We start from the raw sequence: 15,000 nt of genomic DNA on the forward strand, positions 1-15,000 counted from the left end.
TTTGAAAATATTTAGCTTTTTTTAAAGTATTTGTAGGTTCTCAGAACTAGTATCTACTTAATGATCTTGGTAACTGCTTTCTATTTCACGAATTTTAGCTATAATATAGTAGGAAACAATAAAAGAATACATCTCTACAAATTACAACAAAAGGAAAATGACTAGAAAAAGAGTAATGTATATATAGAAGTTTAATAGCTTGAGCTGCACCGGAAGGACATCTATGTAACTGAATGGCCCACTTATTGCAGGTAAGATGGAGGCAGTATAAATAATTTTTTTATATTGGAGAGACCATGAAGCAGTCAGATGCAACTAAGATGGTAAATCAGGCAATAAAAGTTGTAGGTAAAAAGTTTGACTGGAAATGTAAAGAAGGGTGCCTTTTTAAGAAAAATGGTTCTCTGTTCTTTGTTTTTTCAGCATTTGGGCAAGCAAAGAAAAATGAGATTGATTATACACTCCAATACAAATTGTATGATTTTGATGAAATATTTTGGAACATAGTTGATCTTAAAGAGAATGCAAAGCAACCCCTGAGTTTCCATTATTTTGGGGCATGGACAGCCCCGACAATGTGCGTTAAAAAAGAGAAATATGCGATTAATGAATGGAATGAAAGCTTTTTAATAGAAAAATACTCAACAATATTTCAAGATGTTAATTACCTTGCTACTCAGATCGCTCAAGAGATTACAACTGTAGATGAAAATCTTAAGTACTTGGAAGCATTGTATTCTGAACTGCTGCAGCGGTATCCTGGAGCCGTGGTTAATATATATAAAGAAAAGCTAATGACTGCTATTCTAAAAAAGGAAAATTCTTTAGCATTAGAAATAGCAGAAGATAGAATTGCTCATAACGATAGCGGGGGATTCCTTACCGGGAGTGTTACCTTCTATCAACAAGCAAAAGAATACATAAAAAGGTGTAATAAAGACGAGAGAACGGAGTAGTTGGTATGAATACTAAACATTGGGGGGATGGATTTTGTCAAATGATTTATTCGAGCCGTCGCTAACCAGGGAGAATTATCGAGAAATAAAGACCTATCAGATTTCGCGGCTTTTATATGTGGCGTTCTTGGGCGGTGTTATACCGACTGTTGTCCTTGGAAGCAGAAACGCTAAATGGTTGCAAATTGATAAAAAAATGATTGGACTAATGATGATCCTGGGGATAGCAATTCTATTTTTTAAACCGCTATTTGTCGGATTGGCGACTGTCAATTATATTAAATATGAGGTAAGAAGCATCCGCTGGATATATAATGTTGCCTGCGTCCTGCTTTACCTGGGTTATTACTTTCTGATGAAGGAAAAATTTAAACAACATATCATGACTGGTGGAGAAATTCGGCCGATATTGAAGGACGCAGTAATTTGGAGTGTTGCCGGCATGCTGATTGAGTTCGGCCTTGTAATAACAGGGATAAGGATTATAGAATATGTCTTATGATATTGAAACCCGGAAAATATTTAATGAAGCGCAGCATTATTATGCTATGGGACGCTATGAAAAGGCGCTGGCCAAGTTTGATCAATTGTTGTCCATTCACCCAAATGACAACGATGTATTGTATATGCGGGCAAATTCTTTGTTTGGTCTTAACCGGTATGATGAAGCGGTCGATTGTTGCAGTCAAGCCTTGGCCAATGGTTTTTTTGCGGCAGATTGCCATTATTTGCTGGGGAAAATTTTTATGGAGACAAACCGATATGTGGAAGCAGAAGAGCATTTTCTCGAAGCCCTGAGAGACAACCCTGAAAGAGCGGATATCATGGCGACCTACGGATATCTGATGTTAAAAACAGGTCATGATAAGAAGGCCCGGAGGCTGATAGAAAACGCCTTAAGCATTGATCCTTCTGATGAAGTTGTATTACAGTATCACTTTTACTATCATCTTGCCAAAAATCAGCGCGATGATCAGGTAGAAGCTCTAAGAAGATATTTACAAACCTCTGACAGCGAAGTAAGAAAACTGATTCAGATGGGGGTAATGGAATACAGCAGCGGCAATTATAAAGCCGCTCGGGAAAATTTCAGACAGGCATACCTCTTGGATCCTACTGATGAGCATATTTTGTCTATCCTAAAGGATTTGGAAAGATCATCCAGTATATTTTATTTTCCGCAGCGTATGATTGAAAGAATTGGTGGACCTGCCGTTCTCTGGATTGGAATGGTTGTTTTCTTTTTGATTCTACAGGGTTTGGGATTTTCAAAAGCAATTGGAATCATAAGTGTAATATACATCGTGCTTTGTGCCTATACATGGATTATGCCTTTAATTTATAAGGCCATTCAAAAACTGAGAGAAAACTCATAATGAAAATGTCTGCAGGTTTGTTAAATTTAATTGGGTGAATTGGAGAAGCGGAATGGATAAAATCGAGTTGATTCAAAAGATGATCGAACAAGACTGTACGAATGCCTACGCCTGGTATTTACTCGGTTTGGAATATTGTGAACAAGGTGTTGAAAGCCTGGCTCTGCAAGCGTTTTCTGAGGCGCTTAAATACGGGGATGAGGCGTTAAAAAATAAAATTTTCGTTGAACTGGGGAAGCTTGCGAGTAAAAATCAAGCCGAAGCATCTCCAGCCAGTCGTCGGGAAGCTAACGAAGGATTTGAGAAGATACATTCGGAGAAAGCGGAAAAGGACGAAGATCTGCAAGAAGCGGCCGCCGTTCCGGACAACCTTATATCATTGAAAGTCATTGAAGGCGGAAAACGCATCGGCAATAGTCTGGATCAAGAAACGCCCGCCGTTCGTTTTCATGATGTCGGCGGCTTGGACAATCTCAAAGAGATTATCAGGATGAAAATCGTAAAACCTTTTATCAACCCAGGCTTGTTTGACAGGTTCAGAAAAAAAACGGGAGGAGGAATCTTGCTTTTCGGACCTCCTGGCTGCGGAAAAACATATATTGCCAAGGCTACTGCGGGAGAATGTAACGCGAAGTTTATTCCCGTACATATTACCGATATTCTTGACCCGTATTTGGGTATGAGTTCGCAGAATATCAAAGACATATTCGCTAATGCAAGGGCCAAAAAGCCATGCATCCTATTTTTTGATGAGATTGATACGGTAGGGTACAACAGATCCAAGCTATCGTCTGAACATATGCGCCCCATAGTCGATCATCTCTTGGCAGAAATTGAGGGCATTGATTCCAGTACAGACAAATTATTGATCATTGGAGCGACAAATATGCCCTGGGATGTGGATTCGGCATTTAAAAGGCCAGGCAGATTTGACAAAACAGTTTTTGTTCCTCCGCCGGATGAAGCTGCCCGGATCTCCATATTTAAGTTGAAATTGGCAGGAAGACCGGTAGAGACGATTGATTATGAGTTGTTGGCGAAAGCGACAGAATTATATTCGGGTGCAGATATCGACAACGTGGTTGAGGTGGCAACTGAGAATGTAATACATGAGATACTGTCGTCAGGCAAAGAACGGCCTATTTCAATGAAAGATCTGAGTGATGCGATTACAAGCACTAAGCCCTCTACCATTGAATGGCTGAGAACAATAAAAAACTATGTAAAGTATGCCAATCAAGCCGGCTTGTACGATGATGTAGAAAGGTACTTATCCAAACATAAAAAGATACTGGGATAAGAAGGTTCAGGTCTTCAGTGTTGGCAGCAAAAGGGACGCGGAACCGGAGCGGAACCGGAGAAGCCAGCTCATTAAAGCAATAAAGCCACGAGAGTCATTTAATGTGACACTCGTGGCTTTTATGCTACTGGAAACTAAACGTGTAATTATCCGGCAATCGGTTTGAGGCCTAGCACTCGCACCGTATTAAGATCATCACTGGCACCACGGCCGGTGGTAGTCAGGTAAGAATCTTTCTCGGCATGTGCCGACTAATAGCTCGAAGCCTTGCTATGTGGCGGCATAACATAATGGAGGTGTGCACTATGTTTTCACTCTTTTTAGAGCATCCAATTATTACGGGGATAGCGATTGTATTGGCATTGATAATTGTTGTGACAGTAGGTAATGTTGATCCTCAACTTGGAGAAATTCTCGGAATGAACATTGTTTTTCCGTTCTTAGTAATTGGCTTTATGATGATTTTATGCGTTATACTTGCCATCATTAAAGCATTTTCAAACAGAAAAAATTAAAAAAACCAAGGATTGAGCTTATTCCCGGTTACCGGAGGCGTATTCACCGGCTGCAATATCCAGCACATCCCGGCCGGGCTGGATCAAAGCGCGCTCGTATCGGCACAGCCATTTGGATTCCGGTTCGATGCCGCCAATGGTATGCCCGGATTCAATGGGGGTATCGTTTTCAAACTGATATAAGGCTGTATTGTAGGCATGCCGTACCACTTCATTGGGGTCGAGACCGTGGAAATGGTACTGCACATCCGGCAGGCCAAGGGCGTACAGGCCCAGGCTGTCCACCAGCATGTCAGTAGTACCCTGAATATTGAAAAACCGTACATTGACTCCGCCGTGAAAAAAACGAAACGGTCCGGAATAAGGAGTTTCACGCACACTCCCGGCAGTCAGCAACTTCCCGCTGGGAGCAAAATAGACCGCTACACAATGGGGAAAGAGTTCAAGGACGATTTCCAGCCAGTCGGCCAGGATGTCCGCCCGCTCCAGTGGCGGAAGCCCTCTCGCCAAAAAGTCGGAGGCCATTACCTGCCAGTGGCAGGAATCCAGTAGTTCTACTCCGTTGGGGCAGTCCCAGAACTGGGTGCGGGCAATTGTGTCTCCCAAAGGCTCCTTCACAGGAGTACACTCGGTCAGCATTACTTGTGAGGGCACCTGTTGACCGTCCGCATAAGTGACTAGGTGGCTGGTCAGGGCAAAGGAGGCAATGCCGTCTTTGCCGGAGACTATGTCTACAGCGCCGAAGCGGGTCTGAAGCTTCTCCAAAAGGGTAGCGGCAGACGGCATGGGAACCTTTTCCCGGAATAGCAGCCACATCATGTATACGCCGGAATGGCTGGCTTTTTTACTGAGATCCTGCCGGAGAATGCTTTCCGTCGAATCGGTGTTTTGCACAGTTTCTTTTTTAGGCGAGGATTGTTTCTTACCGAACATTGCGTATCCCCCATTTCCGATAAGCACTGATATTATTATATTGCAACTCGTATGAAAAACGGCCAGAACTTATGCCAGTAAGCGGCCCCAGGCTCTCTCATGACTTGCTTCGTTAACTCTTTGTAGCAAAGTATCACTTCAGCTAGAAAAATTGTCTACATATATATCGTAATAATTTCGGTACTTTTTAAGTTAGGCTTAGGCTATTGAAAGCGTAAAGTCAGCTATTATAGCTCGGGTAATTATGATTTTTGGGGCGAGTAGTTGTATATTTCACAAGGGGATTACAGGGGAAAAGATAGCGACAACATCTCTTTTGAAAATATTTACAAAAAAGGAATAAGTATCACATAAGTGCATTTTAAAGGGAATTTTGTAAAACCAAAGAAATAGTTAGTGGAAAAAGTTTACGATGAAAACAAGGAAGTGGGGCAATATTCTATTTATGGCTTTAATCGGTCTTATCATAGCTTCCCTGGTTAATATGTTTCTGAAAAGTTATGCCATGATGTGGGTGTTGACTTATGTCGGTGTGCTGATCTTTGTCGGGTTGACCGCTTATGATACGCAGCAGCTTAAGAAAATGGCCTATAGCCTGGAGGATAACGAAGAGATGGTTGGCAAGTTTAATGCCTCCCTAGACATTCGTACAAAACATGGTTCCTGTCCCCTCGTTTCTCTAGAAAATGTACGATAATAGCCATCAATGACGAGTCGATCTAACGCTAGTTTTAAATTTAAGGGAGTGATTTATATCAAAAGCTTGATAGCGAGTGCTGGTAATCCAATTGCATTTTTCATATTGTTATTTGGGCATGGGCCAGGAACTTTTAATAATTTAGGTGGAAATATTTATCAAATTTCGTTGTTTGGATTAATTGTCTTAGTTATTTTTGGATATCTATATCTTGGGGTATGTGTTATATTTAGAATGCTTATCAAAAGAGAAGAAAATATAATGGACTGCTTTAGAGAAATAAGTAGGAGTTTGTTTCCACTATCAGTTGTCGGACTCATATTACCCGTCTTATCAATTAACAAAATGGAAAGTAATGTTTTTGGCTTTTTTATATTTTTACCAGCAGTTATTTTTACTTTAATATGGATTGTAGTTTCGCTGTATGCGATATGTAAAAGCAAAAGAAGTATTAGTAGTAATGTCGACTAGTAGGATACAAGGGCATAGTTTTTCTGTATCATTTGTTAGTAAATGTAAAAGGGCAGATATATGAGGAAAATTACAATTGTTGAGTACCTGTATGGCAGTAGGCTTTCATATTGTTATTCTTTCATAATGAACTTCTAAATAAAAGACTGAAAGCAGTTAGTGGAGTAATCCCCATTAACTGCTTTTTGTGTCTGCTAAAACCATGATTCTTTCAGAAACTTAGATTTCCCATTGAATATCCAGTGGCTTTTATCCTTTGATTTTGCAATAAGTTTATCAGAGCCATTTTTTTCGGCATAATTTCTTTCCTTGGGGGTAATCGGGATAATCCAAAGTAGATTTATTGTATCACCATTGATTGAAGGTAAATTGATACGGGGAGCGGCTTCAGGCTTTGAAAGAAGGACAAACTCAAAGTTGTTTTTAATCGTGCTTACCTCTTTACAAGGGATCGTATGGCCATCTGCTAAAAATATAAGGTTTGACCATGGAAGTGAAGTTTGCGAACTTATATAGCGGAGCATTTGTCTTTCATTTTTTGATAACCATTCAGACTCTATTGCAAAAGCGAATTCAAATCTTCGCAATAATTCGGGCTGGTCAGCGTACTGTTCGACTTTAGGCTGAGGGAGTAAGGATACTCCAAGAGTAACAATATAGGTGATGTTTTCTCTAACGACCTTGACCATTGCCTTAGGGGGCCACTTTCCGCCATCAATAGCATAGTACTTTTCAATGCTTCCCAGGCTTGACGTAATTGCGTCAACGAAGTTTTGCTGGATGGATGGCCACGGATTGTTATCCCAGCTCTGCCAAAATCTCATTGAGGTTTCAACGCGTTTAAACAAAACATTAGTATCGGGGGTTCCCAGCGGAAAGCAAAGATTGGACTCTTTAATGCAATCCCTGGCGTAACCCGGGTATTTATAATCTTCGCCCATTCCAGACCAACTTGGAATAATACTGAGAATCTCATTTTTGTAAAGGAGCGCAGCTGCGTCACACTCTTCGAACCATATTATAGAGAGATCTTCTGGTTGAAGTTTCTCGGCACCGTCAGGATGTGCACAATATTCAACCGTAAGCATAGGGGCGTTTCCGTCTTTCATTGCTTGGACATCAAGTTTTTCCGGAGCTGCAGAGTAATTTCTAATCCAGCAGGAGCTTACACTTGAGTGCTCTTCGCCGGGAAAGTTCCATAAATAAAAATATGTGCAATCATCATATTCTTCGACGAAGGCTTGGATATTACAAGCGGGAGAAAACTCTTCTATAAGTATGTTTGACATGAATATACCTCTGACATCTTCTATTTATATCCATTATAAAGAACAGAATAATATTTTTCAAATTCGCCTTACGTTAATCAGCAGACTGAAAATTTAGGATTAACTTTGATTTAGACGATACTTAAAATAATGAGGTCTACGGCTCTGGGATTGTGTTACCACAAACATATAAGAAAGGGAGGGGATGTTTTGGACGGTAGAATACCCTGTAAAAATGAAAACTGTAAAGGGACAATATTACCATCAACTGTTGGAAAAACTAACGGATTGTGTATGCCTTGCTTTCAAGTGATGTCTAAATAAAAGAAGTCAACGGACAAAAATCCGTTGACTTCTTTTCCTCTATGGGGGCCTGATTGCATCAAAGAAACAGAAGGACTGGAAGGTTTGTTTTTTAAAGCGGTCTCCTCGGAAATTGCAAATAATTACAAAAAAGGAATAAGTATTACATAAATACATTTTAAAGGGAATTTTGTAAAACCAAAGAAATAATTAGTGAAAAATTTTACGATGCGATCCATCCGAAAATGTGGGCGAGAGCACATCTTCCACCGCAAGAATTTAAAAGAAGCAATAAGCTTTCTTTTAAAAAACGAAGAAATACAGGTAATTGTCAAACAAATTTTTGTTCTGGCTATAAATTCCATTTTAGCTTTGCGGGATAAAGACCCCAGAGCATTTGTTTTTTTATATATTATAAGGGGTGTTTGTGTTGGGCAGATATTTTTTCGATAAGACGGAGCGGGGCATTGATTTTGTGTGGATGCAACATGACAGAGAAAAAATTCTTGAGGGACGGCATCTTTTGACAGAGGCTTCCGAAGAGGGCGACGCCGATGCGCTTTGTTTTTTGTCGCGTACGTATATGGGTGCTCAGTACGTCTGGCAATACAGCGGTTTGGACGAGGATGATGACCGGGCGGAGAAGCTGCTGCGCGAGAGCATTCAAAGGGGCAGTGCGTGCGGCGTATTGATCGCGATGCGCTGCGGTGTACTCACGCTGTATGAGCGTCGATCAATGCCGTTTGCGTCGCTTAAGGAAGCCTGGAATATTGTATATAAAAAAGCCGAAGCAGGGCATCCGTTCTGCCAGTATATCATCGGTAATACCTATTTTTGGTGGGATATTTTTGAGATCGAAGGAACGAAGCCGGTCCAAAAGTATCAGACGATGGAAAACGCGGAACTCGCGATGGCGCAGTTAGCGGAACCGTGGTTCGAACGAGCGGCCGCAGGCGGTCTTGAGAGTGCGGTAAACAATTGGTATGCGCTTTATGACGGCACAAATGGTTATCCGGAGAACAAGGCGCAGCAGCTTGAAATTGCGAGGCGCGGCGCAGAGGCAGGATTCCCGGTATGGATGTACAATTACGGCTGGGATTTGGATCATAACGGATGCTACTCGGAAGCCCATAAATATTTGCAGCGCGCCGCCGACATGGGGCAAGCGAGCGCCTGGATTATATTGGGAAACCAATATTTGAATGGAAACGGCGTTCCGGAGGATCGCGCGGCGGCGTTGCGCTGCTATGAAAACGGCGCAAGGTCGGGTCTCACTGATGCTCAATATATGACTGCGCTGCTCTATTATCAGGGTAAGGGGGTACAAAAGGACTCCGCTAAAGTGTTTTATTGGGCGCAGCGCGCGGTCGTGGAAGGGGAAGACAAGGAGGCGTACGTATTGCTCGGCCACGTTTTGCTGCGAGGCGAGGGAACGCAGAAAGACGAAAAGAAGGGGCTTGATTTGTTACTCACCGCGCAAAAACACGACGTGCAGGAATATGAGAAAAAGGGGAGGTATCTGTTCTCACAAGAGATACGCGGTATTTTATGCGGTGACCTCGGCGACGTCTACGCCGATGGTATTGTCGTGAATCAGGACTACGAGAAAGCGATCGCGTATTACGACGTCGTCGCAGGCTGGGACAGCTACGCCCAAGCGCAGCGGGCCAGGTTCAAGAAAAGTTTCTTTTCTCGCAAGTGGACGCGTCGATAGGAAAGGAGTATAAATGGAGCAAACGATAAAAACATATATACGAAAAGAACGGCTGCGTTACTTCGGCCGTGGCGTCGCCTGGCTAATGCTGGCGTTGATAGGCTTTATTGGCAGCTTAGGTACTCTGTATGAAGTCATGGACGGCAAGATACGTTTTTCAGCAATGGACATTGGAATTACCACCCTGCTGGTACTGATATGTATCGGGGGTGGTTGGCGTGCCACATTGTCGTTTTACCGCGCTTTTTTCAGCGAGAGCGGCAAACTGACGCAGTCGGTGCTTTCACAGCGAACCGACCGCAAACAAAAGGCCGAAGAACTTTTCGCCGAAATCGACGCCGATCTCGCGCAGAACGTTGTGGCATTCGGTAAGCTACGCGTTGGAAGCACATGGGTCATGGGCGATGAGGCAATGCGCCTTGACCGCGTATGCGGGATTTTCAGGGAGAAGATTTTTTTAGTCGGTTCTTCACCGCGTAGTATCTATCATTTGTATCTTATGGATCAGGACAACAATTTGCAGTGCAATCTAATGACATATGAGTCTGATCTCGACGATGCTGCTGATTATCTCTCCGGGCGGCTGCCGAACGCATTTGTCGGCGACATAACGGATCTCCCATTGCTCGTATCAAAGAACGAGGAAGAGTTGCTCGCGTGCCTTTCCGAGGTACAGCCGCCGACACGTGCTATGGCCGCCGCTTCCGCACATCCTTTCAATTTTATCGGTGTGGATGGCGTTCCGACGTCGAATTTTACCTGGGATGACGTGCAGAAGGCACTTTACGCTTTGCGTGAGGGCGAATCGGCAGGGCTTGAATTCCTTTCGCCGATCGAAATCCCGGAGGGGAAGGCCAGGTTGCTTCTCTGTCGCGTGGAAGAACGAAGCCGGATGAAGCTGCTGTTGCTTTGTACGAAGCAGGACGGTTTTCAACATTGGTGCACGCGCGCAAATGTCGAGCATAAGGAGGCCGCGGCACTCTTGGAAGCCTGTTTCTCCTACGGGCAATTATCATTTGACGGTTTTACGCGCGAAGCATAGTACAGAAGCAAGGGGACGCTAATTTTGCTTCATGATACAAAAAACGATAAGAGGATCATAGGGGCAGGCTGTACGCCAAGGGGGAAGGGTGCATCGTAGAAACAAAGACCAGCTAATTAAGTCAAGTCTTACATCGTAGTGCATCAGGGGGACGGTTCTAACGATGCATTATAATAGCAACAAAGAAAAATGACTGGATAATCAAATGAGATTGTATAACAGAACCGCCCCGACGATGCGTGGAAGAAGACGTCGTAGCTGACATCGATGTTGTTATTGTAGTTACGCATGAGCTTGGCATCCGCATCGGTCGTGGAAATTTCATTTTCCCCGATCTGCTCTAGATATGGGAAGCAAAGGAACTGAGCATCCATCTCGTTTGAGCAATAAGAAGCCACGAGGTCATTGAATATGACTCTCGTGGCTTTTTATGTACCTGTATGCTACTAGAAACTAAACTTGTAATTATCCGGCAATCGGTGTAAGACCCAGTCCGCGCACTGTATTAAGATCATCACTGGCACCACGGCCGGTGGTAGTCAGGTAGTTACCAATCAGCATGCCGTTGATTCCGGACAGAAAACCCAAAGGGACAAGCTCGCCCAAAGCTTTTTCCCGGCCACCGGCATAGCGCAGAATTTTATCAGGCAGTATCATTCTAAAGATAGCAAAGGCTTGTAGGACTTCTATCGGTTTTAACGGTTGTTGGTCTTCTAATGCAGAGCCTTGTACAGGGTTGAGAACATTGATAGGGACCGAATCAACATCGAGTTCTTTTAGCGCGAAGGCAAGTTCAAGCCTATGCTCCCACGTTTCGCCCATGCCAATAATACCGCCCGAGCAGACCTCAAGGCCCTCGGCTTTAATGTGCTTAATAGTCTCTATGCGCTCCTCGTATGTATGGGTCGAGCAGATTTGATTAAAGAAGCTTTTGCTGGTCTCCAGATTGTGGTGGTAACGGGTAATCCCAGCTGCCTTTAATAGCTTCACATGCTGAGGACTAAGTATTCCTAGCGAGCAGCATCTTTCCAGTCCGGTTTCAGCACCTATCCGTTCAATGGCAGTCGTAATTTGATCAAAATCCGGGTCGTTTTTCATGCCACAGCCGGCAGTTACAATACAGAATCGATAGGCGCCGTGGGATTCTGCTGCCTTCGCTGAACTGAGAATTTGTTCCTGGCTCATCAGGGGGTAGGTATTTATTTGTGTTTGGTGATGCGCCGATTGTGCACAGAATTTGCAGTCCTCTGAGCAATTGCCGGAACGGGCATTTACAATCTCACAGGTATCTACCTGATTACCGGTGAACTTTATGCGTACTTTATTGGCGACTCCCAATAAAATGGGAATATCAGATTCGTCAATTTTCGTTAATGCTAATGCTTCTGCAAAAGTAAGTTGTTCACCGTTAAGAACTTTGCTGCCAAGTTGAAAAATTAAATCGTAACTCATAGTGGTAACCTCCTGTTTGTTAATCTTTTGCAAGCGGGTTTAGACCGGCATCTCGAACCATAGAAAAATCTTTAGCAATATCACGCCCGCCAAAAGTTAAATAATTGCCGATAATAAGCCCGTTCGCACCTGAAAGCATCACGGCTCCCTGCATATCCCGCAGGCTAGCCTCACGGCCGCCGGCAGGCCTTATAACCTTACTCGGCAAAATAAAACGGAATATGGCAAAAGTCTTAAGGATTTCCAGTGGTGATAGGGGGGGCTGTTTAGCTAGCACAGTCCCCGGTATTGGATTGAGTATATTTATTGGGACCGAATCAACCTCTAATGCCGCTAGTGCGAAGGCCAGATCGATACGATCTTCCCAGGTTTCACCAAGTCCGATAATACCGCCGGAGCAAAGTTCCAGCCCGGCCTTTTTTGCCGCAAGCAAGGAATTAAAACGTTCCTGGTAAGAGTGAGTTGTGCAGATTTCCGGATAAAAGCGCTCGCTGGTCTCCAGATTGTGAGCGTATCTTCTAATACCGGCTTTAAAAAGCAGGCAGGCCTGTTCGTATGTAAGTGTTCCTAAATTGGCACAGATTTTGATGGCTGATATCTTAGTAAGACCATCGATAAGTGACAATATGCTATCTAAATCAGGATCATTTGATAAACCTTTGCCGCTGGTTACTATACTTGCTCTGACTGCTCCGGCTGTGGCCAACTTCTCTACTGACTCCAGGGCCGTAGCTTGTGAAATAAGGGGAAAAACGGAACAGTCCGTGCTGTAATGTGCCGATTGTGCGCAAAAAGAACAGTCTTCAGAACATCTACCGGAGCGGGCATTGATTACTCCGCACATATCTACAGTTTTTCCGCTAAACCTATTACGAATTTTATTGGCATAGGCTCCTAAAAGGGGTATATCCTCCTCTGAGGCATTAGCAAGTTCCAGTGCTTCCTGACGAGTGATTTTATACCCGTCCAATATTATTTCGCCCAGCCTTACGATATTTTTTGTGTCCATGTAATGCTCTCCTTGACGATTGTTAACCTTAAATTGCAAATGTGGTTTACCAATCGATTCTATTTTACATGGATATCTACCAATTGTAAACTATTATTATAGAGGTGGTTAACCAATAAATAACTTTAATAATGATGTTGACATAATAAACATTGCTATGATATTATAGATAAGTCGCTGCAATGCAGTGAAAAAAATACCAATAGTGAATATGTTGACACAGTGATATAGATGTGATAACATATATAACTGTCGCTGGTGCGACACAGTGTTCCCTGAAAACTGAACAATGTAAGTAATGCATCACAAAAGCCAGATGTGCGGTGCTCGTTTGAGCACATTAAATAATTTCTTTTAAATTTTATGAGCCACAAAAGGCTCCATAAATATAACTTTTATGGAGAGTTTGATCCTGGCTCAGGACGAACGCTGGCGGCGTGCCTAACACATGCAAGTCGAACGGTCTGCTGTTCAACACCGAGAGTTTTGGTGATGTGAACTCCGACAGTGTCAAGCGCGAACGATAGAGAGCGCTTCACGCAAGGAAGTCGAGCTTTATTGCCGTCCATGGCAAGCTCGACATTAGGCCCATCCAGGGCCGTCACAACACAAGAGCCTTCGGTGTTGGACAGCAGATAGTGGCGAACGGGTGAGTAACGCGTAGACAACCTGCCTCTAAATTGGGGACAACACCGCGAAAGTGGTGCTAATACCGAATGTGGTAACTTGGTTGCATGACTGAGTTAAGAAAGGTGGCCTCTATATATAAGCTACCGTTTAGAGATGGGTCTGCGTCTGATTAGCTAGTTGGTGAGGTAATGGCTCACCAAGGCGACGATCAGTAGCCGGTCTGAGAGGATGAACGGCCACACTGGGACTGAGACACGGCCCAGACTCCTACGGGAGGCAGCAGTGGGGAATCTTCCGCAATGGACGAAAGTCTGACGGAGCAACGCCGCGTGAGTGAAGAAGGTTTTCGGATCGTAAAGCTCTGTCGTTTGGGACGAACGTATCTTGTGTAAATAATGCAAGGTAATGACGGTACCAAAGGAGGAAGCCACGGCTAACTACGTGCCAGCAGCCGCGGTAATACGTAGGTGGCAAGCGTTGTCCGGAATTATTGGGCGTAAAGGGCGTGTAGGTGGATCTTTAAGTCTTGTGTCTAAGTGCGGAGCTCAACTCCGTATGGGCGCAGGAAACTGGGAATCTTGAGTGCAGGAGAGGAAAGTGGAATTCCCAGTGTAGCGGTGAAATGCGTAGATATTGGGAGGAACACCAGTGGCGAAGGCGACTTTCTGGACTGTGTCTGACACTGAGGCGCGAAAGCCAGGGGAGCGAACGGGATTAGATACCCCGGTAGTCCTGGCCGTAAACGATGGGTACTAGGTGTAGGAGGTATCGACCCCTCCTGTGCCGGAGTTAACGCAATAAGTACCCCGCCTGGGGAGTACGGCCGCAAGGTTGAAACTCAAAGGAATTGACGGGGGCCCGCACAAGCGGTGGAGTATGTGGTTTAATTCGACGCAACGCGAAGAACCTTACCAGGGCTTGACATTGAGTGAAAGGTCTAGAGATAGATCCCTCCCTTCGGGGACACGAAAACAGGTGGTGCATGGCTGTCGTCAGCTCGTGTCGTGAGATGTTGGGTTAAGTCCCGCAACGAGCGCAACCCTTATCCTTTGTTGCCAGCACGTTATGGTGGGAACTCAAGGGAGACTGCCGCAGACAATGCGGAGGAAGGCGGGGATGACGTCAAGTCATCATGCCCCTTATGTCCTGGGCTACACACGTACTACAATGGGCTTAAACAAAGCGAAGCAAGCCTGCGAAGGTAAGCGAAACGCATAAACAAGCTCTCAGTTCGGATCGGAGGCTGCAACTCGCCTCCGTGAAGTCGGAATCGCTAGTAATCGCAGGTCAGCATACTGCGGTGAATACGTTCCCGGGCCTTGTACACACCGCCC

The 15,000-nt window shown here is 44.1% G+C and carries 12 protein-coding genes and 1 rRNA gene (1 of these 13 cut by a window edge); 9 read left to right on the forward strand and 4 right to left on the reverse strand.

Translation table 11 applies throughout. The annotated features are described in order from the left end of the window. Positions 1-296 precede the first annotated feature (296 nt). The 5 genes from SATMO3_RS05650 to SATMO3_RS05670 all read left to right on the forward strand — a co-directional run bounded on the left by SATMO3_RS05650 (position 297) and on the right by SATMO3_RS05670 (position 4,147). Complete coding sequence (locus tag SATMO3_RS05650) at positions 297-956, forward strand: hypothetical protein (protein ID WP_371378721.1); 660 nt, start codon at positions 297-299, stop codon at positions 954-956. Positions 957-990: 34 nt separating this feature from the next. Beyond that, complete coding sequence (locus SATMO3_RS05655) at positions 991-1,458, forward strand: hypothetical protein (RefSeq protein ID WP_371378724.1); 468 nt, start codon at positions 991-993, stop codon at positions 1,456-1,458. Further along, a complete protein-coding gene (locus tag SATMO3_RS05660) occupies positions 1,448-2,332 on the forward strand; it encodes a tetratricopeptide repeat protein (RefSeq protein ID WP_371378727.1) in 885 nt (294 codons plus the stop codon). The genes SATMO3_RS05655 and SATMO3_RS05660 overlap by 11 nt, the downstream gene beginning before the upstream one ends. Positions 2,333-2,384: 52 nt before the next feature. Then, positions 2,385-3,632 (forward strand): 26S protease regulatory subunit, encoded by a 1,248-nt coding sequence (locus SATMO3_RS05665; protein ID WP_371378730.1) that lies wholly within the window; start codon positions 2,385-2,387, stop codon positions 3,630-3,632. A gap of 305 nt (positions 3,633-3,937) precedes the next feature. Then, the gene (locus SATMO3_RS05670) at positions 3,938-4,147 is read left to right on the forward strand and encodes a hypothetical protein (protein WP_371378732.1); all 210 of its coding nucleotides are present in this window, start codon (positions 3,938-3,940) and stop codon (positions 4,145-4,147) included. Positions 4,148-4,165: 18 nt separating this feature from the next. Here SATMO3_RS05670 and SATMO3_RS05675 read toward each other — a convergent pair whose 3' ends face one another. Further along, the gene (locus SATMO3_RS05675) at positions 4,166-5,080 is read right to left on the reverse strand and encodes a DUF4261 domain-containing protein (RefSeq protein WP_371378735.1); all 915 of its coding nucleotides are present in this window, start codon (positions 5,078-5,080) and stop codon (positions 4,166-4,168) included. Between the two features lie 412 nt (positions 5,081-5,492). Between SATMO3_RS05675 and SATMO3_RS05680 the strand changes: the two genes are divergently transcribed. Further along, complete coding sequence (locus SATMO3_RS05680) at positions 5,493-5,777, forward strand: Bax inhibitor-1 family protein (RefSeq protein WP_371378738.1); 285 nt, start codon at positions 5,493-5,495, stop codon at positions 5,775-5,777. Positions 5,778-6,442: 665 nt separating this feature from the next. Here SATMO3_RS05680 and SATMO3_RS05685 read toward each other — a convergent pair. Then, positions 6,443-7,537 (reverse strand): suppressor of fused domain protein, encoded by a 1,095-nt coding sequence (locus SATMO3_RS05685; protein ID WP_371378741.1) that lies wholly within the window; start codon positions 7,535-7,537, stop codon positions 6,443-6,445. A 712-nt stretch (positions 7,538-8,249) separates the two neighbouring features. On the opposite strand from SATMO3_RS05685, the gene SATMO3_RS05690 reads away from it, so the two are divergent. Further along, the gene (locus SATMO3_RS05690) at positions 8,250-9,533 is read left to right on the forward strand and encodes a tetratricopeptide repeat protein (RefSeq protein WP_371378744.1); all 1,284 of its coding nucleotides are present in this window, start codon (positions 8,250-8,252) and stop codon (positions 9,531-9,533) included. Positions 9,534-9,546: 13 nt separating this feature from the next. Next, complete coding sequence (locus SATMO3_RS05695) at positions 9,547-10,575, forward strand: hypothetical protein (RefSeq protein WP_371378747.1); 1,029 nt, start codon at positions 9,547-9,549, stop codon at positions 10,573-10,575. Between the two features lie 465 nt (positions 10,576-11,040). Here the strand turns inward: SATMO3_RS05695 and bioB (SATMO3_RS05700) are convergent, their stop codons facing one another. Both bioB (SATMO3_RS05700) and bioB (SATMO3_RS05705) read right to left on the reverse strand, forming a co-directional pair. Next, positions 11,041-12,027: a biotin synthase BioB gene (gene bioB, locus SATMO3_RS05700; RefSeq protein ID WP_371378750.1), complete on the reverse strand. Its 987-nt coding sequence runs from the start codon at positions 12,025-12,027 to the stop codon at positions 11,041-11,043. A 19-nt stretch (positions 12,028-12,046) separates the two neighbouring features. After that, positions 12,047-13,036 carry a biotin synthase BioB gene (bioB, locus tag SATMO3_RS05705; RefSeq protein WP_371378753.1) on the reverse strand — a complete coding sequence of 330 codons (990 nt, stop codon included), beginning with the start codon at positions 13,034-13,036 and terminating at the stop codon, positions 12,047-12,049. Positions 13,037-13,430: 394 nt separating this feature from the next. Here bioB (SATMO3_RS05705) and SATMO3_RS05710 point away from each other — a divergent pair. Beyond that, a 16S ribosomal RNA gene (locus SATMO3_RS05710) occupies positions 13,431-15,000 on the forward strand; it runs 138 nt beyond the window's last position.

This window comes from Sporomusa aerivorans (assembly GCF_041428895.1).
Taxonomy (GTDB): Bacteria; Bacillota; Negativicutes; order Sporomusales; family Sporomusaceae; genus Sporomusa; species Sporomusa aerivorans.